We start from the raw sequence: 20,537 nt of genomic DNA, 5'->3' as shown, positions 1-20,537 counted from the left end.
TTGTCACATCCTTTTGCACTATGTAAAGATCACGGATTATTCGTCTAATCCGTGATTGGTGTGGTTGTCCTTACTTCTAGCCTTGTTTTCGTCTGTCTGCAAGCTTGTCCCGGAAGGCTTTTTGCTCTTCTGCTGGTAGGCTGTGGTATTTTTTGATGAAGGCTGAGTAGTTTTTCATGACTACGTTTGTTGGGCCGAATTCTCTTAGATGGCCACCTTCAATCCACGCAATTTTCGTACAGAAGCTTCTTACTTGGGAAAGGTTATGGCTGACGAAGAAGATGGTTTTGCCACGTTTTTTGTATTCATTCATCTTAGCAAGTGACTTGTCCGCAAAGGTTTGGTCCCCTACAGAAAGGGCTTCGTCGATGATTAGAATATCAGGGTCAGCTGTAACGCTGATAGCAAAGCCAAGTTTTGATTTCATACCACTTGAGTATTTTTTCACGGGTTGGTAGATGAAATCGCCGAGCTCTGAGAATTCGATAATTTTAGGCATCACTTTGGCGATTTTTTCTTTACTATAGCCCATGAGTAGGCATTTGAATTCAATATTTTCTATACCTGTTAGTTGGTTGTTTAATCCTGCATTGATCGCGATGACATTGACTTCCCCATTGACGATAATCTCGCCTGACGTTGGAGGAATAATGCCACCGATTATATTAGAAAGGGTTGATTTACCAGAGCCGTTGATGCCGACAAGACCGACAACATCCCCTTCTTCTACTGCGAAGGAAATGTTCTCGATAGCATTGAAGTCACTGCCCTTTTTACCAGGGAAAACTAAATCCCCTAGCTGCTCACCCTTTGTTTTATACATACGATAGGTTTTTGTTACGTTTTTGATAATTACTGATTCCGCCATAATACTGTCCTCCATACGTTTTTTAGATAAAGTCAGAGAAGCGGTTTCTGAATTTATAATGCGCTGCTGAACCAATTAGTAATAACACTAAAATCAGTCCCCAGTTATACAAAGTTAGTTCCCAATGCGTTACGATATACCAGTCATTAAATAACAAGGATGAACGATAGCCGTTTGCTAAATAGTAGAATGGATTCAACATCAAAATGTTATGAATCCAATCCGGCATATTCTTTGAACGATCCCACAAAATTGGAGATAGGAAGAACATGGCTTGTAATAATGATTGGATTAACATTTGAATATCTCGCACAACGACAGTTAATGTAGATGTCACTAATGTGATGGCAAATGCTAATATATAACTCATCGCTAGGAAATAAATCAGCTGTATATAATAGATACTTGGATAAAATCCACTAATCCAAAAGACAACCATAATGATGCCAACTAACGCAACATGTCCATAAAATCTTCCCATGATAATATAACTTGGTAACACGGAAAGTGGAAAGTTCATCTTGGCTACCATTGAATATTTTTGGTAAATCGATTTTGATCCATTTAGTATCGCCTTTTGGATAAAGAACCACATCGAAATCCCTGCTAGCATCCAGTAAACGTACGGAACCTCATTACCATTTTCGCCTTTCATCATACCGCGGTCCATCGCAAAGCCAAAGACAAACCAGTACATCGCCATTTGAATTGCCGGATTGAGAATCTCCCACGCAAATCCCAAATAGTTATTCTGATTGTCAATACGCAACTGGAACTTTGCTAAGCGCATAATCAAATAAAAAGAATTCACTTGTTCTTTTATAATGTTTATAAATGCTCTCATTTCAAATTTCCTCAATTTCATGTAGTGAATTTAGTAAGTTTGAATTTCTAGAAATTATATCATGTTATAACGATTTCAATAGCTTTTAGCTACTTCAAAGAGCGACGAATTTCACTCTTGAAAGTTGCCTTTTCTTTAGTTTCCTCTATTTAAATAAATCACTATGCCATTTCAAATGAAATTCCTATAACATTCCTTGATATCCCTAGAAAAACACTTCACATAGTATAACATATTCCAGTTATTCCGATAGCGCAATGGCCATATTGTAAGAGCTATTTCGCCAAAAACACTACGATTTATTTATCTATTATTAATACCCTTTATTTGCGTAATATAAAAGTATTGAGTGAGATTATTTATTTTTCTTGTAGAAAGATTACGGTACTTGAGTATTTTTAGGGATTTTTGACTTGAATGTTTTTTTGTGAGGTACTGTTTGTGACTTAAATTGTCATTTGCGTGGATATTACTTAAAATCTTCTCCCACAAAAAAAGAACCAACGAAATTTCCGTTGGTTCATATCCCTACTACTTTCCAAATACTTCTTTCACTACGCGTTCTGCGGCTTTGCCGTCTTCCCATACACAGAATCTTTCGTTGAAACGATTGAATTGTTCTTGTGAATAGTGGCCTTCTTTTAGAGCACGTCCAATTTCTGAGAAGAGGTCTTCTTCGTTTTGGACGATTTTGCCTGGTGCGTCTGATTCGATGTCGATGTAGAAGCCACGTAGGCGATCGCGGTAGTCTTCTAAGTCGTACATGTAGAAGATGATTGGGCGATTTAAGATGGCATAGTCAAAGAATACAGATGAATAGTCGGTAATCAGTAAGTCACTGATTAAATACAAGTCTGCGATATCGTAATAGTTTGAAACGTCTTTGATGAAGTCACCGTATTGACTGAAATCGAAGTTTTCGGATACTAGATAATGCATACGTGCTAGTAATACGAAGTCGTCACCGTATTGTTCTTTTAGTTTTTGAATATCAAATTGGAATTCGAATTTGTATTTTCCTTTTTTGAAGAACTGGTCATCACGCCATGTTGGTGCGTAAAGGACGATTTTCTTATCATCAGGGATGTTCAGTGATTTGCGGATTTTCGCTATTTTCGCTGGATCTTCGTTTTGTAATGCATCATTTCGTGGGTAACCAGAGTCAATCATTGGTCCATTGAAGTGGAATGCACGCCCTAAAATTTCATGTGTATATGGGTTTGGTGCTACTAAATAGCTCCAGTTTTTTGATTCGGAAATGATGTTTTTGCGATATTTCTTTGTTTTCGTGCCAGGCATATGAACTTCTTCAATGTCTGTTCCTAGTTTTTTTAGAGGTGTACCGTGCCAAGTTTGGACATAGACTGTGTCTTTTGGTCTTGTCATCCATTTTGGGTAGCGCACGTTGTTGATCCAATATTTTGCCCGTGGGAATGTTAGTAACCATCTAAGTGTGAAGCGTTTCATATACGGTACGCCCATTTCTTCGAACAATGGAATACTGCCTTTATCCACACTCCAAAGTAGTTTATATTCCGGATTGTGTTCCTTCATATATTCATAAATCGCTCGTGGGTTATCGCTGTATCGTTTGCCATGAAAGCTTTCGAATACGACAAGGTTCTTAATGCGTGGCGCTTTACGGCCGATAAATCGGAAAGCTTTACCGAAAAATTTTTTAAACGTTTTATTTGCCATTCATTTCTCACTCTTTCTTGCTGTTTTAAGAAAATTGACTTCTTATCCAATAATCTTGAACTTTTTGTGTAGGATTTGGTTCATCGGGTATTTCATTTAGGATATGCTACTATCAAATACTCATTCAATTTACTTGCTTTTAAAATTCAATACCATTATGTACGCAATCTTATATTAAAAAATTAACTGCAGATTATCATATCATAGTTGCTGATGTGCTTCAAACTAGAAATCGTTAGTATAACAGCACATTGATGTATATTTCTTGACAATTTGAAGGAATATAAGTAATCGGATTTTGTGACGTTAAATTTAAATTTGGTAACTTTTTCATTAAACTATCATTAATTATATTTTTACTGCCATAAAAAAGTGCTACTATACTATAGGAATATTTTTTAAATAAATGAGGTGATTTTCGATGATCGTAAATGAATTATATGACAACTTTAAAGACGTCTTAGACGACCGTAAGCATAACGAAGCTCATCGAAGAAATCAATTATACGCAAAATTTTATGATACGTTACCTATTATAGATCACTCTATTTTATATGAAGTTAGAGACGGCCAAAGTATGACAGACTCACCCTTTGCCGTATTTAAATATATATTAGAGCATGATACCAATAAAACATATCAACATATTTGGTCTATTCAGCCTTCTGAAGAATTAGAAAAGGTGATTGCCCCTTATCGTGAAATGTCAAATGTGCATTTTGTTGAACGTAATAGTGATGATTATTTAAAGTGGCTTGCACAAGCAAAGTATCTGCTTAATAACTCTACTTTCCAATCATTTTTTGTTCCACGTCCTGAACAAATCTACATTAATACATGGCATGGCACTCCTTTAAAGTATATGGGCTATGATATTCCTGGAAATCCTTCAGGTAGTCAAAATGTAGTCCGTAACTATTTGAATGCTGATTATATTATTAGTCCAAATGCACATTCTACGGAGCTTTTTGCGAACGCTTTCCGACTAGACGGCATTTACGAAGGGTCTATTTTAGAAATGGGTTACCCGCGTAATGATTTGACCTTTAATTCAAAGCGCGAAGATGTCATTAAACAGCTAAATCAACAAGGCTTGAACGTTTCTTCAGATGAGAAAATTGTTTTGTATTCCCCTACTTGGAAAGGGACAGATACAAATAATGCAGATGATAATATGAAGCAAATCATTGCAGAAATGGACAAATTAGCAGAGCAAATCGGACCAGACTATCACGTTTTGATGAAGGTCCATCCATTTTTATATAGCGTTGCAACGAATTATCCAGAAGCACGTATACGTCTTATTTCTGATCAGATGGATATGAACGAATTACTAAGTGTCGTGGATGTACTCATCACGGACTATTCAAGTGTATTTTTTGATTATTTAGTAACGGACAAACCTATCTTGTTCTATGCATGGGATAAGGATTTATATTCCCAAAATCGCGGTATGTACTTAGAAGATCAAGAACTTCCTGGCCCTATTTACGAACAAATTGAACAAGTAGGAAATGCCATTCTTCATATTGATGACGTGAAAAATGAGTACCGAGATGTTTATCGAGCAGCTAAAAACCGCTTTGTCAATTATGATGACGGGAAAGTTACGGAGCGTTTGTTTCAATTAGTATTTAAGAATGAAAAAGTCGATGATTTGAAAATCGTAAAATTTGAGAATAAAAAAGAGAAGATTTTCATCTATCCTGGTGGTCTGATTAATAATGGGATTACAAACAGCTTTATCAACTTAACGCAAAATATTGATTATGACCGCTACGATGTGACTGCTTTTGTCTCTTCTTCAAAGAAAGCAGAAGTATTGCACAATCAAAACCGGATTCACCCAAAAGTGCGTTTCATTTTCAAACCAGGTGTGCCGGTTTATACATTCCAAGAGGCAATTCTTGATCGTCTCATCCGTTCACATGGTTTAACGCCAAAATTAAAACCGCATTATCCTAAGAAAGCTTATGAACGTGAAATTCGCCGACTAACTGGTGGCGTACATTTTGACTATGCCATTGACTTTAGTGGTTATAGCTTCTACTGGTCAAAACTAGTACTTGCTTCTAATAGTAGACGGAAAATTTGTTTCTTACACAGTGATATGGCAGCCGATCGAAATCGTAAAGTAAATGGCGTGAAACCACACTTTCAAAATTTACTGACGATGTTCTCTGTTTATTATCAATATGATAAATTATTAGCCGTTTCAAAAGCGACGATGGAATTAAATATATCCAAACTTACAAGATTCACAACAGCCGACCAATTTGGCTATTGCGTCAATACAATCGATCCAGATCGTATCTTAAACCCACCGAAAAACGAGATTGGCAATCACCAAGACAGCAATCATATTGAGCTCGTAAATGAAATGGGTACATGGCAAGTCTCTACTAATACCGTTTTGATTTATCGAACTCTAGATGAAATTGTACAGGATCATCCTACAATGCAACATGTTGTTCAAGCAGATGATGAAATGCATATTTTCGCAAAATACCATTGGCACAACGAAGAATATTGCAAAATCTCAATTAATGATATTTATGTTGGATGGTGCAAGGAATCACAGCTACTTCAAAAAGAAGTGGAAGAAGTTCAAGATGCAGAAATTATCTATGAAGATGTCAATATGTTTGGAAAACTGACAAACGTCACACCAAAATATTATGTGTGGAACTTACCTTTTGGTGAACCAGATGCACATAAAAAATCAGATGTAACATTTTTCAAAGATATGATCGTTCATATTTCGAAAAAGGCCGTTACGCAGTTTGATACGTACTATCTCATTTCCATTGATCATAATGAACTTGGCTGGATTAACTATCATGCCGTGACTGTTTTAGAGAAAATCGGAGCGATGGCAAATAGCAATCCACTTTCACGTGCCGTTGCAAATACTTATGTAAAAGCAAGCTACAGCAAGCACCAAGAATTGATTGATAAAGCGAGTCGCCTTGCCAAAGCAGAGGAACCAGTCAAACAATATGGCTATGTTTTAGAAAATGAAGATTATAAACTTTATACAACGCCACCAAATCGTCCAGACAGCAAACCTGTCAAACATAAAATGGATTTACGTGGTGAACTTGTTTTCGTTCATAAAAAACAAGTATTTAAGGAGCACACTTATTACTTTTTAAAGAAAGGTAAATATCTAGAAGGCTGGATGGATGGTAAGAGTCTCCGTTTAGTTCCAAACGATTATTCTGTATTCATTGACGATAAAGAAATCACTTATCCAGCAATTGTGAGAGCAGATTCTGTTGAAGTATTCAAAGATCTCCCTACTCCACAAGAGGATGCTGATTTTATACTACCTGATGAATACTATTCAAAACCATTAACCGTGAAAAAGGAAATGCGTACAGGTCATGGTTACTCTGCATTGCTTTATGACGGCGACAAAAAAATCGGCTGGGTAAATAAAAGTGCTGTCACACCTTATAACTGCTGGATTGATATTCGCAACAACATTATTAAATTAGACGATGATGATTCCTTTAAATTCGTCACAATGGGTCGCCTATCACCGGAAAAGGCACAAGACAAGCTAATCAAAGCCTTCGCGAAAATTCACGAAGAATACCCAAATACAAAGTTGTATTTACTAGGTGACGGTCAACTAAGAAAGTCACTAGATTCATTAGCCAAAAAGCTAAAACTAACAGATTCCGTCTTCTTAACAGGTCAATTAGACAACCCATTCGGATTCATGAAACAATGCGACGTCTTCGTCCTTTCATCAAAATACGAAGGACAACCAATGGTACTACTAGAAGCACTCACATTGAAAATGAAAATCGTAGCAACCAACATCGTGGCCAATCGTGCAGCATTAGACGATGGCGACTACGGCTTACTAACAGAAGATACGGAAGTCGAAAGCATCTATCGTGCCATGAAGAAAATCTACGAAGAACCTGAATTGACATTTAAAGAATTTGACTACCTAGAATATAATAAAAACGCCATTGAAAACTTCTATCGCGAGATTCGTGGATAGTATATAAATTGAGCCACCCTGACATTATCAGGGTGGCTTTTTTGCTTGGGGTGGATTCGAGGGTAGAGATCTGATTGCTCTTATTGTTCGCGGCGATTTTCCGGTTTGTTATTGGATTGGTTGACGCGGATGATGGGGTTGAGTATTTTTTGGGGTTTCATTCGGTATTTTCTTGAGGTAATTCGCTCTTTTTGATGTTCTATTCGTTCTTTTCGATGGGCTACTCGCTCTTTCTGATGTTCTACTCGCTCTTTTCGGGTGGCTATTCGCTCTTTTGGATACTCTACTCGCTCTTTTGTGGATGCTCTACTCGCTCTTTTCTGGAGCCTACTCGCTCTTTTCGATGTTCTACTCGCTCTTTTCAAGGGACTACTCGCTCTTTTCACCTGTCTATTCGCTATTTTCTAAATTGCATTGGCTTTCTAAGCAATTAAAGTCTTTTCCTAATATGAAATTTCAACTTATAAAGGTCAACTTCAATTTAACATATACTTTGTGTATCTAAATTTGCCAACCTTTTTGAGGTTCATCTTTCTTAACATTTTAGTCATTTGATCAATATCTTGAACGTTCAAAAAGTCTCTACATTCTTTATTCGTAACTGAATCACTTATTATTGTTAAATAATCTTTAATCGCATTTTCATGGGCATTTTTGCTTTTATGTTGGCAACTTTTGCAGTACCAATAATATGCAGAGCGTTGCATCCCATAAACTCCACATTTTGGGCACAAAACACCTTTTATAATACTTTCTTTCGAAATATTATATCGATTCATTAATGGGTAGGGATTATATTCTAAATGATTTCTGAGAAAACGCTTTTTCAGAAATTCAATTTGATTATTATTTAGAAATACTTTGTTTGTTTCCATTTCTCGAATAAATGCTTTAATTCCATTTTTCCGCAATACCTTTGTGTCCGTTGGCGGCCGCATAATAAAGCTTGATGAAAAAGGAAATATAATAGCACCGGACACCGGGATATTCATACCCTGTTTCAAGAAAAAGCTTTTTAATTCATAGATATATTCCTTCAATTGAAGTTCCGGACTGTCAAAGCCATCTATATCACCATTTGGTAACGTTCGCATAAGCTGATCAGGATTTTTTGTAAATTCTATCTTGCCTTTTATATTTTTTATCTCAAAAATGATTGCATAATATTTTGTTAGAAAAAGAATATCAATCTGCATTTTTGATCCTAAATTTAAAAATAAGTTATGGAATAGATAGAAGTCATAGGGTAGCTGAAGTTGTGCCAGTTTCTCCATGACAAATTTCTCACCAGTATCCCCAGCTTTAATGCGATTATATTCGAACTCCAGCTCCTGCCTTTTCGGGTTTGTTGAAGAAAGGCGATAGCTCAAATTTTTAATAGCTTGTAAATAATGCGTATCAGAATATGCTTTGACAATCACAGTATCTTCTCCCATTCCGTTTTTAATCAAAGCATAACGGGTTTTACTTTTTTTAGCAAAATGGCGAAGCAAACTTTTATAGCATTTTTGATGGTGAAATTGAGTTTTGACTACCAAAATGGCTATGAAATTGTGAAATTAGTTATTTTTGGTATGCAAAAATTTATTTTGCATGATTTTAGACTTTTTTATTTATTGAGAGATTAGGGATTTTTTCTACGTACTCATAGGTTGGGACTATTCGCTCTTTTGGTTAATCTATTCGCTCATTTACCAATTCTATTCGCTCTTTCTATTGGTCTACTCTCTCTTTTCCCACTCCAATTCGCTATTTTCTAAATTCCACTGGAATCCCAACAATTTAAGTCCTTCTCCACCCTTTTAGAGGATTCGGCGGAGCAAATCCAATTACTCTCATCATCCGCGGCAACTTTCAGTTCGTACTTGGATTGAGTGCCGCGAATAATGGGTTTGAGCATTTTGGGTTTTCCTCTTGGGTTGGAGGGATCTTGTCACTCAGACGGTTCTTTTATTTTTTATTCGCTCTTTTCTCCGTTCTATTCGCTAATTTACCAATTCTACTCGCTCTTTCTATTGGTCTACTCGCTCTTTTCCCACTCCAATTCGCTATTTTCTAAATTTCACTGGAATCCCAACGATTTAAGTCCCATCCCTCCATTCTCTTAGAGGTTTCAACGATGCTGAGCCAATTACTCTCATCATCCGCGGCAACTTTTCAGATTGTACTTGGATTTGGTGCCGCGAATAATGGGTTTGAGCATTTTGGGTTTTCCTCTTGAGTAGGAGTAATCTTGTCGCTCCGACAGTTCTTTCATTTTCTATTCGCTCTTTTCTCCGCTCTATTCGCTCATTTACCGATTCTATTCGCTCTTTCTATTGGCCTACTCGCTCTTTTCCTACTCTAATTCGCTATTTTCTAAATTTCACTGAAATCCCAACAGTTTAAGTCTTCCTCCCACTCCCCTTCTAGCTAGAATCCTTTCATTCCTCCATTAATTCTATTCGCTCTTTTCGCCGTTCAATTCGCTCATTTACCGATTCTATTCGCTCTTTCTATTGGTCTACTCGCTCTTTTCCTACTCTAATTCGCTATTTTCTAAATTTCACTGGAATCCAAACAATTTAAGTCCCGCCACCCATCGTCTGATTGTTCCCCCACACCACAGCTCCATATCCCCATAAAAAGTCCACAAAAAAAGCCACAAAAACAAAAGCTGTTTTTGTGACTCTCTCAAATGTTTTATTCAAACCCATTCGGATTATTTGACTGCCAGCGCCATGAATCTTCGCACATTCTTTCGACGCCAAATTTTGCTTTCCAGTGCAGGATTTGTTCTGCTTTGGTTGTGTCGGCGTAGCAAGTTGCTGCATCTCCTTCGCGGCGGTCTGTGATTTGATATGGAATTTTTTTGCCTGAGACTTTTTCGAATGCTTTAACAAGATCCAGTACGCTATAGCCATTGCCTGTGCCTAGGTTGAAGGTTTCAACGCCTGAATGATCGGATAGATATTCTAGTGCGCTTAGGTGTCCTTTTGCTAGGTCAACTACATGGATATAGTCACGTACGCCAGTGCCGTCTGGTGTATCGTAATCGTCGCCAAAGACAGAGAGCTTTTCGCGTTTTCCAACGGCTACTTGTGTAATGTACGGCATTAAGTTATTTGGAATGCCGGATGGATTTTCGCCAATTTTACCGCTTTCGTGCGCGCCAATTGGATTGAAATAGCGTAATAACGCCACTCTCCATTGTGAGTCAGCATGCGCAACATCTTGTAGTATATTTTCTACCATTAGTTTTGTTTGGCCATATGGATTGATGGCGCTTAATGGGAATGTTTCATTGATTGGAACTGTTTTTGGGATACCATAAACGGTTGCTGATGAGCTGAATACAATTTTCTTCACGTTATGTCTTTTCATCGCTTGGAATAGCACAATGGATCCTTGAACATTGTTTTCATAATACATCAGTGGGTTTTCGACTGATTCGCCTACTGCTTTTAATCCTGCAAAATGGATGACACCATCAATTTTATATTGTTCAAAAACTTGATCGAGCATTTCGCCATCTCTTATATCTCCTTCGATAAAAGGAAATGTTTTGCCAGTGATTTCTTTTACTCTTTCAAGTGAAGTGGCACTACTATTTTGTAAGTTATCGTATGCTACGATGTTGTAACCCGCTTCTAAAAGTTCAACACATGTATGAGAACCGATGAATCCTGCCGCTCCCGTAACTAATATACTAGATTCGCTCAAAATATTTTCCCTCTCTTTTTTCCAAAATGTATAGACAATTAACTTTATATTTCCAGTTTAAACGGCCTGTTCTTTCCAGTTAATAGAACGAACATATCGTTTTTTCTTCTACTTGTAAGTCATTTACCTTACTTCCGATTTTTTCTCACGTAAATTATATCATTTCGTAGCACTAATTTCCCTAAAAACTTCCTCTGTTCCTTGCATTGGTTGTCTGCCGAATACTTCTTGCACGATATTCTCTGTTGCATGGCCTGTTTCCCAGCTGCAGATTTTATCATAGAATTCATCGTATTTTTCTTTATACTGTTCCTCAACATCGTTTATATGCTGTACTGCATGAATCATTTCGTCAGTAGTTTTGACGATTGGACCAGGCAGTTGGGTTGCGTAGTCCAGATAGAATCCGCGTAATTGGTCTCTGTATTTTTCTAAATCGTAAGCGTAATAAAGAATTGGTCTTCTTAAATTTGAGTAATCAAAGAACACGGATGAGTAGTCTGTGATTAGAATATCTGAAATGAGATATAAATCTGCTATATCATCGTGTTTTGATAGGTTATAAACAAAGCCTTCATAGCCATCAATATTCAAATGATCTGCGATAAAGTAGTGCATACGTAAAATAACGATATAGTCATCGCCGAGATTTTCACGTAGCATTTGTAGGTCAAATTTTATATCGAATTTATATTTACCTGCTTCATAAAATTCGTCATCGCGCCATGTTGGAGCATATAAAATCACTTTTTTATCTAATGGCATATTGAGTGATTTTTTGACCTTTTTGATATATTCATCATTGTTATTTTTGTACAATGTGTCATTTCTAGGATACCCATATTCAAGCATTTTCCCATCAAATTTGAACGCAGATTTGAAAATGTCTGATGAATAGGAATTTGCAGCGATCAGATAATCCCAAAGCCGTGATTGTTGGTAAAAGTTTTTCTTATATTTTGGATTCGCTGAGTACACTTCATCCATATCAAAAACAAGTCGTTTTAATGGTGTACCATGCCATGTTTCTAAGAAAATATTACCCTCTCTTTTTTTCAAATGTAGCGGTTGGCGCATATTACTTACCCAATATTTTGCTGTCGCTACATGGTAGTAATAAGCCAAGCTGAATCGTTTCACTTGCTTTGCATTGCCAGGTAATTTTCTTCCCGTTTCATTAAACACCCACACAAACTCATAATCTGAATAATGTTCCACCATATATTCATAGATTGCTTTTGGGCTGTCCGCATATTGTTTTCCTAAGAAACTGCTAAATACTACCTTTTTGTCATTTAACGGTCTTTTCAAAAAGATATCATTATAAATTTGGCGATAGAAATTATTCATACTTTTTAATGACCTCTTCGTATCTCTTCCGAAATGATGGAGTTTTAGGATTCGCAAGTATTTTTTATATTCACCATTTTGTATTGCACGAAGCTCACCACGGATGACGAAATTTTGTGATTTCAGCTCACGTGCTGATAGTAATTTCATAGTAGGCGAAAGTACCTCAAAGGCTGTCTTTTGCTTCTTTTCATCTTTCATCAACAAGATGAATTTGGAGCGATAGAGTCTGATAAATTCTTTGTCTAAAAAAAAGTTCACTTCTTGATTGTTTGAATAGGTGCTTTTTAAACGACTGTAGATATCAGCAAAATCACGTAATAATTCATCATTCTCACGCTGTGTCAAAGAAGGATTGGAAATTGGATCATTGCGATCTCTTCTAAAATAGTAAGAATTATTAATTCTAACCATTTGAATTTTATTGTAAATTGGCATTAAAAAAGACAACTCTGAATAACTTCCTACTTGTTCGTCAAATCGTAAGTGTAAATCAGAAATGAGTCTCGCTGGAAAAAGCGTACTTAATACAGATATTTTTTTAAAAAATTCAAAAGAACCAAGTGATTTAGTTTGAAGTGCTTCCTCTTGTTGATGGATTAACGCTTCTATTTCATCTTTTTTATTGATTTTCACGGTATTTCCTGTGTAAATTGTATCCGGCTCACTTGCTTGCATTAGATATTCGATTGCTTTTTCATGTAGCATATCATCGCTATCTACGAAGAATACGAAATCTCCTTTTGCACTTTGTATCGCTACATTACGTGAGAAGCCGACGCCCATTTTTTTATAATTGGTGATGCATTCAATTCTAGAATCTTCTACTTTAAATTTATCAATTAGTTTCGCAGATTGATCTGTAGAGGCATCGTTCACAATGATGATTTGTAGCTTGTCATAGGACTGATTAATAATCGATTGCAAACATGCTTCTAAAAATTCTGCGGTATTATGTACAGGTATGATTACACTAACAATGTGTTCCATTTAAGACTCCCCTTTTCCACTTGGATTCCCTGATTTCTCCTCTGTTAATCGAGAAAATGAGGAATTTTAAGGCGTGTTTTCAATTATCCCATGGAAAAATTAGAATTTGATGAGAAAAAAAGGGACCTTTAATGGAATTTAGTATAAAATAATTAAATTTACCCATATTTATCTTATTTTTATCATAAGAGCTCTAGTAATAACGTAAGTTTCAGAAAAAAGAGGGGCAATATATGGTATACTTAATATTTATAGATTAAAATTTCTAGATTGGGTGAATAAATGCGAAAAGAATGGTTAATTGGACTGTTTTTACTTTTTAATAGATGTATTTTTTCTATTTTTAATTTATTTCCTTTAAAGAATAAAATCGTTTTACTTTGTGATTTCGGTGATAATGCACGGTTTGTAGTGGAAGAACTCGCAAGTCGAGATTATAAAGATATCGTGGTTTTACGTACGGGAAAGTGTAAGGAAAGTTTTAAACAGTCTGGAGCACGCATGGTGCTGTCATTTAAGCTAACAAAGATATTCGACTATCTTCAAGGGCTTTATCACCTTGCGACTGCGAAGACGATTTTACTTGATAATTATTTTCCGCTTTTAAGCGCCACAAGTTTCCGTGAAAATGTGGAATGCATTCAATTATGGCATGCTGCAGGAGCGGTGAAAAAGTTTGCTTTACAAGATCCAAGTGTAGTATTCCGTTCTCCTGTTGCAAACCGACGCTTTAAGCACGTTTATGGACGGATGACAAAAGTGGTTGTTGGTTCAGATGAGATGATCCCAATTTTCAAATCTGCATTTGGCATGCAAGATCATCAATTTTTGCGTTTAGGAATCCCTAGAACGGATTTCTTTTATGACCAAAAGGCAATGGATGCTGCAAAGAATGAAATAATGAAAAAATACCCTATTATAAAGGGTAAAAAAGTAATCTTATATGCGCCTACTTTCCGGGACCAACAACTTGAGGCACAACGTATTCCTTTAGATTTTAAGGATATAATGCAACTTCTTGGTGAAAACTACGTTATGATTATTAAATTACACCCTGCTGTTGCGCAAAATATGAGCGATTTACATCATCCAAACATTATCTCTGTAAAAAATGATGTGGCGATTAATAAATTATTATGTGTATCTGATTATGTCATTAGTGATTATTCTTCCATACCATTTGAATTTTCTTTATTAGGTAAACCGCAAATTTTTTACCCGTACGATTTAGAAAAGTACGAAATGGCACGTGGATTTTGGACAGATTATCATGAATTAGTTCCTGGACCCGTAGTATCAACCGACGATGAACTTGTATACGTTTTGCAAAAGGATGAATTTGACTTTGATCGTATAAAAGCGTTTTCTGATACATGGAACAAGTTTTCAGATGGACATGCGAGTAGCAAATTAGCGGATTATTTAACAAATAAGTAAAACCTACGAACCAATTTAAGGGTTCTTTCATTTTTGAAAAAAGTGTACTATAATACGCAATAGCATATCAATGGAGGCACATTATGAAAAAAGTAATTACTTACGGTACCTTTGATTTACTTCATGTAGGTCATATTAATATTCTTCGCCGTGCCAAAGCACTTGGCGACTATCTAGTTGTTGCAATTTCAAGCGATGAATTCAACGCTTTAAAAGGTAAAAAAGCTTATTACAGCTTCGAAGATCGTAAAACCATCCTTGAAGCCATCAAATATGTAGACGAAGTCATCCCAGAAAACAATTGGGAACAAAAAATCCAAGACGTCAAAGACCATAACATAGATACCTTCGTAATGGGACATGACTGGGAAGGCAAATTCGATTTCTTAAAAGATTACTGCGAAGTCATCTACCTTCCTCGTACAGAAGGCATTTCTACTACGAAAATTAAAAAAGATTTGAACGCTGCTGCAACTACTGTAAAATAGCGTTATGAGACTCCCTCTAGCTTAATGCTAGAGGGAGTTTTTTTATTGATGAATGCTCCATTAGGCGCGGCGAACAAACTGATTGATATAAATTTTTGCAGCCGCGAACCAAAATTCAACCTCTAAAAACATAAAGAACTGCCCCCTTATTACAGAGAGCAGCCCTTTATTGACATATGATTTCATCTATTAAAGTGTTTTAATAAATGCTTCTAGACGGTCCATGCCTTCTTTTAGTTCTTCATCGGAGTACGCATATGTGATGCGTAGGTAACCTTCGCCATATGGTGTGAAGACTGAGCCAGGGATTACGCCTACTCCGCCCTCTTTCCTCTTCATCAAACGAAGTGCAAATTGTTCGGATGTTAGGCCGAATTTTTTGATGGATGGGAAAATATAGAATGCACCTGTTGGCAATCTCACATCAAGGCCCATTTTGGTTAAACGGTCATACACATAATTGCGGCGTCTGATGTAGCTTTTGTTCATTTCTTGTGGATTGTCTTTGCAATTTGTTAAGGCTTCGATTGCTGCATATTGGCTTGGAAGCGCTGCACAAATGGCATTGAACGAATGGACTTTCGTTACCTCAGCAAGCAACTTTGCATCTGACATCAAAAAGCCGATACGCCAACCTGTCATTGAATGTGATTTTGATAATCCATGGATGAAGAATAGACGGTCTTTTAATTCTGGATAGTAACCAAATGAGCGATGTTCTCCAGCAAAGGTATTTTCACTGTAAATTTCGTCTGAAATGATATAAACATCTTGATCCTTTAGCACATTTGCAAGAGCATCCATTTGTTCGTGTGAAATGGTTGCACCAGTAGGATTTGATGGGAAATTAAATAATACTGCTTTAGTTTTTGGCGTGATCAATGTTGCTAGTCGCTCTGCAGAAGGTTGGAAATCTGTATCAGTTGTGTCTAAGTAAACACATTTTCCACCATGATATGTGATTACCGGTTCATAACCTGCATAAATCGGTGCTGGTAAAATGACTTCATCCCCAGGCTCTAAAATAACTCGGAAAACTGAGTCAATAGCTTGTGATGCACCGTTCGTTACAATGATTTCATCTACCGGATTATAGTGACAATTATATTTTTCTTCGAAGAAGGCCGCCACTGCTTTACGCAATTCTATTAAACCTGCATTTGCAGAATAAGTTGTTAAATTGTTTTCTATTGATCGAATCCCTGCTTTTTTTACTGCTTCTGGAGTAGGAAAATCAGGTTGACCAATTGTTAGATTAATCGCATCGGGATAGTTGACTAACTGATTTGCAAATTTACGAATACCAGGCAAGCCTAGCTCATCCACGCGCGGATTCATTGATAAAGACATGTGAAATAATCCTTCTTTCGTTTTTGATGTTACATTCAATTATATACATAAATCTGAAAAATTAAATATCTTATTACCTAATAAAGAAAGTTTTTTTTACCTTAAGAATAATCATGGCATAATTTGAGAAACCAATTGTTTGTTTAACCAACTTAAGAATTATATTTCATATGTCAATAAACTATGGCGGAATGTAAAAAAATTGAAGTTAGTAAACCGTTGTTGTTTCAAATCTGTGTCTGTTTTCTATCGATTTTACTCGAATTGATAGGTAAATTCGTGGTTTTAAAAAAAATTTTTCGACAAATTTTAGCAAATTAGTAAATTGTGGATAAGTTTATACACAATTTCCACACTGATTTATCTGTATTTTCGAATTTATCCACACAACTTAATAACAACTTATCCACTATTTTCTGTGGATAAATGGCATATTGTCTTGTTTTTAACAATCTGCTAAATTAAGTGTACAACTTAGCAACTATCAATATATTCTTCCATTTCACATATTAGAACAAAAATATTCAAATAGTTGGAGGTGAATTTTAAATGGACACACTATCAGACGAATTATTGATTAAGGCATATAAGGAAGCTAAAACATATAAATTAAATCCTGACTTTATACGTTTATTAGAAGACGAGTTATTACGTCGTATCGCGGTAAAGATGATTGAAGAGTCTAAAACACAAGACATTGCAAAAATTAAATCTTTACCAATTGATTCTGATGCAGTCGATGTCTATTTTAACCTTGCCTAGATCATTCTCTGATTGTGAAACAACATGTTTTTGTGATTAATACAGTATTTGTATAAATAAATAACGTTTTTTGTACATCTTCTAAATCGATTTACTTTTTTATATTCGCTAATTTCTCTACCATTCCTTATGCCGCATCTTTCTAAATTTTAACTCATATTCATAAGTCATTTGCATAAATACTCACCGACAGTATCAATTCATTATCACCAAAGAGTACCTCCGCATATTCTAATTTATAGGTAACATTCGCCCAACATTGTAGGCGTATTAATTAGAGGAGGATGGACATTTGTATCCTTATTCAAGTGTTTTTAACTCGTATTCACTTGGACAGATGTATAGACAACCGCATTCACAATACACTGCTCCCATAAGATATTTTCTAGTGCAACCGCCTTCCATCAATGACAATCGCTGCAGAAGCAAGCTAGAGTTTGATTTTATCAGTATGAATCGATTGCTTTGGATGGAGCATGTCAATTGGACCAGGATGGCTATCACAAGTATTGTTTTCAACTTACCAGATGTACAATTTGTAGAAGCAAGACTCCTTAGAAACGCGACTGATTTAGGAAATTGCCTTCGCCCATTTTATGGAGACCAAATTGCAGATCGCTATGCTTCGCTTATCCACGATCATTTGTTAATTGCCGCGGAACTTGTATCAGCTGCTGCAAAAGGTGATACTGCAACTGCGGCTGCTAAAGAAAAGGCTTGGTATCAAAATGCAGATGACATTGCTTTATTTTTAAGTAGAATCAACCCTTATTTAAGCGAATCAGAAGTCAAAAAAATGTTCTATACTCATTTAGATTTGACGAAACAAGAAGCAGTTACAATGATTCAGAAAAAATACGAAGAAGACATTAAGATATTTGACCAAATTGAAATGGAAGCTTTACTCATGTCTGATATGATTGCAGAAGCAGTCATCAAGCAATTTTATCAGTATTTTCCAAGATGCTATTGCTAGAAGGTTTTATACTAGCTTTCCTTTACCGGCATGTAAAGGAAAGCTCTTTTAAATTTGGAATAGTGGGCAATGGGGTGAGTTTCTTGGATATGGCTATTCAAAAATGGCACCATCGAGTTTTCATGGATTGTGCAATGGGCAGGCTGCAATATCCAAGGGGAATGGCCATTATATTGGCGAAATAGCATTCCTCCAACCTTTGTCCATAAAAAATGCCGCTCTGTGATCCAATATTCAAATGGCGTTCGCGAAATAGGATTTGCCTTTACTTCCACCGATGCCCTTAGCACCTCAATCTCACGACCAGTCTGTTCAAATCTATTTTGAATAGTAATCCCCTGCTGTCCCATTTTTGATGTAATATTCGCATATCGAAAAGGAAGAAATCCACCTGTTGCAGACATCCTTGCCATTGGCAATTTATTCACATCCAAACTGAAAAAATAAACCCCAACATTACCCTTGTACTTCACATATGTTCGAGTATTAAATTCTAAAAACGAGCGACCCCATGGAATAGGAACCTTCCCCCTAATCTGCATATTCTTCATCTGGAAATAGACAAAACTAATCCAAGCTTGATCTTCAAACGTATCAATCTCAAGTTCCAGTGGCACAAACAAACGTATTTCCTCCATATTAATCGGCCAATGAATAAAATACACATCATGCCAGTCCTGCATCATCACCCAAGGCAACCTACACATGAAATCCCTCCTATTAAAAAGATTGTAGTATTAGTATTTACTATTAGTTACTAAAATCAAACATTTTGGGGGGGAAGACGGGGTTGGCGCCAGACAATTCGCTCTTTTGGACGATCAATTCGCTCATTCTACTGGTCTACTAGCTCTTTTGGATAACCAACTCGCTATTTTCTAAATTGTAATGGTGTTCTCAACTTTTTAAGTCCTCTATCAGCACCTGAATACAATTCTCCCCCAGCTGTTTCGAGGAGGAACCTGGTTGCTCTAATTGTTCGCGGCATCTGTTTGTGGATGTTATGACTTTTGAGTCGCGGACGATGCTTTTGAGTATTCTTGGGTTTTGAACAATTATTGGACTTTGAATTGTGGAGGTTCTATTCGCTCATTTGGTCGATCTATTCGCTCTTTTCATTGGCCAATTCGCTCATTCGGCTCGTCTACTCGCTCTTTTGACCATCCTATTCGCTATTTTCTAAATTACACCGACAATCCAACCATTTTAAGTCCTCCTCACCACCTGGAGGAACACACAATCAAAAAAAGAACAGCACCCATCAAGGCACTGTCCTCTCAAATATCTCTATTCACCAATACGATAAAATCGCTTAGCATTCTCAAACAATTTACTTTCTACTATATTAATTGGTTCCTGTTTAATCTCTGCGATTTTACCGATTGTTTCTTTGATCATTTTTGGGTGCGTCATTTGTCCGGTGAAGGGTCCTTCAAACGGCCAAGGTCCATCTGTTTCAACCATTATTTGTTCAAGTGGATAGTGTGATACGAGTTGTTGGATTTCTTCTTCGTATAGGACATCCGGAGTGATGGAGATGTGATAGCCTTTTGCAATCATTCTGTCGACGGTTTGTGGATCTCCCTTGAACCAGTGGAAGTGAGCTGCCGTTACTTGATGTTTTTCTAGTAGATCACAGGCAATACGTGCGTCTTCGTAGACAGCGTGCAAAACGATGGGCAACTTGAGCTCAGCCGCTAGCGTGATGAATTTTTCCAATAACTCAATATAGGGTTCGTAGGAAACGCCTTTATTTAAATAATAAGGCAAACCGACTTCTCCGATTGCGATCATGGCATCTTTGTTTTCCCTAATCCAATCGAAAAGTATAGCCACCGCTACTTCGTCTGGCACGCTTTGTTCTGGATGGAAACCGAATGCCGGTAGTATTCGCCCATCCTTTTTGCAAAGTGCCAAATTCGCTTCACATGAATCTAAATCAGTTGAAACGGAAATCAGTTGTGTGATGTCATAATCTTGCATTTCTTTTAAAATCAGTTCTTGTTGTTCCTCATTGTATTGGTCGAAGTGTATATGTGCATCGACAATCATAG

The 20,537-nt window shown here is 36.5% G+C and carries 14 protein-coding genes; 5 read left to right on the top strand and 9 right to left on the bottom strand.

Annotated features, from left to right (window positions below; translation table 11 throughout):
* Window positions 1-76: 76 nt before the first annotated feature.
* The 3 genes from tagH to ACWV26_RS02255 all read right to left on the bottom strand — a co-directional run bounded on the left by tagH (window position 77) and on the right by ACWV26_RS02255 (window position 3,410).
* A complete protein-coding gene (tagH, locus tag ACWV26_RS02265) occupies window positions 77-868 on the bottom strand; it encodes a teichoic acids export ABC transporter ATP-binding subunit TagH (protein WP_455896757.1) in 792 nt (263 codons plus the stop codon).
* A gap of 22 nt (window positions 869-890) precedes the next feature.
* Window positions 891-1,712 carry an ABC transporter permease gene (locus tag ACWV26_RS02260; protein WP_455896756.1) on the bottom strand — a complete coding sequence of 274 codons (822 nt, stop codon included), beginning with the start codon at window positions 1,710-1,712 and terminating at the stop codon, window positions 891-893.
* Window positions 1,713-2,243: 531 nt separating this feature from the next.
* Window positions 2,244-3,410: a CDP-glycerol glycerophosphotransferase family protein gene (locus ACWV26_RS02255; RefSeq protein ID WP_455896755.1), complete on the bottom strand. Its 1,167-nt coding sequence runs from the start codon at window positions 3,408-3,410 to the stop codon at window positions 2,244-2,246.
* Between the two features lie 421 nt (window positions 3,411-3,831).
* Here ACWV26_RS02255 and ACWV26_RS02250 point away from each other — a divergent pair, with 421 nt between their 5' ends.
* Window positions 3,832-7,428 carry a CDP-glycerol glycerophosphotransferase family protein gene (locus ACWV26_RS02250; RefSeq protein ID WP_455896754.1) on the top strand — a complete coding sequence of 1,199 codons (3,597 nt, stop codon included), beginning with the start codon at window positions 3,832-3,834 and terminating at the stop codon, window positions 7,426-7,428.
* A 476-nt stretch (window positions 7,429-7,904) separates the two neighbouring features.
* Here ACWV26_RS02250 and ACWV26_RS02245 read toward each other — a convergent pair whose 3' ends face one another.
* The 3 genes from ACWV26_RS02245 to ACWV26_RS02235 form a co-directional block, all read right to left on the bottom strand.
* Window positions 7,905-8,849, bottom strand: coding sequence for a nuclease-related domain-containing protein (locus tag ACWV26_RS02245; RefSeq protein ID WP_455896753.1), 945 nt, complete (start codon window positions 8,847-8,849; stop codon window positions 7,905-7,907).
* Window positions 8,850-10,110: 1,261 nt separating this feature from the next.
* Window positions 10,111-11,130 (bottom strand): UDP-glucose 4-epimerase GalE, encoded by a 1,020-nt coding sequence (galE, locus tag ACWV26_RS02240; protein ID WP_455896752.1) that lies wholly within the window; start codon window positions 11,128-11,130, stop codon window positions 10,111-10,113.
* A gap of 159 nt (window positions 11,131-11,289) precedes the next feature.
* On the bottom strand, window positions 11,290-13,470 hold the full coding sequence (locus ACWV26_RS02235; protein ID WP_455896751.1) for a bifunctional glycosyltransferase/CDP-glycerol:glycerophosphate glycerophosphotransferase: 2,181 nt from the start codon (window positions 13,468-13,470) through the stop codon (window positions 11,290-11,292).
* Window positions 13,471-13,752: 282 nt separating this feature from the next.
* Here ACWV26_RS02235 and ACWV26_RS02230 point away from each other — a divergent pair, with 282 nt between their 5' ends.
* Window positions 13,753-14,907, top strand: a complete 1,155-nt coding sequence (locus tag ACWV26_RS02230; RefSeq protein WP_455896750.1) for a CDP-glycerol glycerophosphotransferase family protein — start codon at window positions 13,753-13,755, stop codon at window positions 14,905-14,907.
* Window positions 14,908-14,990: 83 nt separating this feature from the next.
* Complete coding sequence (gene tagD, locus ACWV26_RS02225; protein ID WP_455896749.1) at window positions 14,991-15,395, top strand: glycerol-3-phosphate cytidylyltransferase; 405 nt, start codon at window positions 14,991-14,993, stop codon at window positions 15,393-15,395.
* Between the two features lie 189 nt (window positions 15,396-15,584).
* Here the strand turns inward: tagD and ACWV26_RS02220 are convergent, their stop codons facing one another.
* On the bottom strand, window positions 15,585-16,745 hold the full coding sequence (locus ACWV26_RS02220; protein ID WP_455896748.1) for an aminotransferase class I/II-fold pyridoxal phosphate-dependent enzyme: 1,161 nt from the start codon (window positions 16,743-16,745) through the stop codon (window positions 15,585-15,587).
* 549 nt (window positions 16,746-17,294) lie between these two features.
* Between ACWV26_RS02220 and sda the strand changes: the two genes are divergently transcribed.
* The gene (gene sda / locus ACWV26_RS02215; RefSeq protein WP_455896747.1) at window positions 17,295-17,507 is read left to right on the top strand and encodes a sporulation histidine kinase inhibitor Sda; all 213 of its coding nucleotides are present in this window, start codon (window positions 17,295-17,297) and stop codon (window positions 17,505-17,507) included.
* A 292-nt stretch (window positions 17,508-17,799) separates the two neighbouring features.
* A complete protein-coding gene (locus ACWV26_RS02210; RefSeq protein WP_455896746.1) occupies window positions 17,800-18,483 on the top strand; it encodes a hypothetical protein in 684 nt (227 codons plus the stop codon).
* A gap of 11 nt (window positions 18,484-18,494) precedes the next feature.
* Here ACWV26_RS02210 and ACWV26_RS02205 read toward each other — a convergent pair whose 3' ends face one another.
* Window positions 18,495-19,190 (bottom strand): YqjF family protein, encoded by a 696-nt coding sequence (locus ACWV26_RS02205; RefSeq protein WP_455896745.1) that lies wholly within the window; start codon window positions 19,188-19,190, stop codon window positions 18,495-18,497.
* Window positions 19,191-19,770: 580 nt separating this feature from the next.
* Window positions 19,771-20,535 carry a TatD family hydrolase gene (locus ACWV26_RS02200; protein ID WP_455896744.1) on the bottom strand — a complete coding sequence of 255 codons (765 nt, stop codon included), beginning with the start codon at window positions 20,533-20,535 and terminating at the stop codon, window positions 19,771-19,773.
* Window positions 20,536-20,537 lie beyond the last annotated feature (2 nt).

This window comes from Rummeliibacillus sp. JY-2-4R (assembly GCF_053847205.1).
The sequence above is the reverse complement of the archived record's forward strand: the minus strand, read 5'-3'. Positions and strand labels throughout refer to the sequence as shown.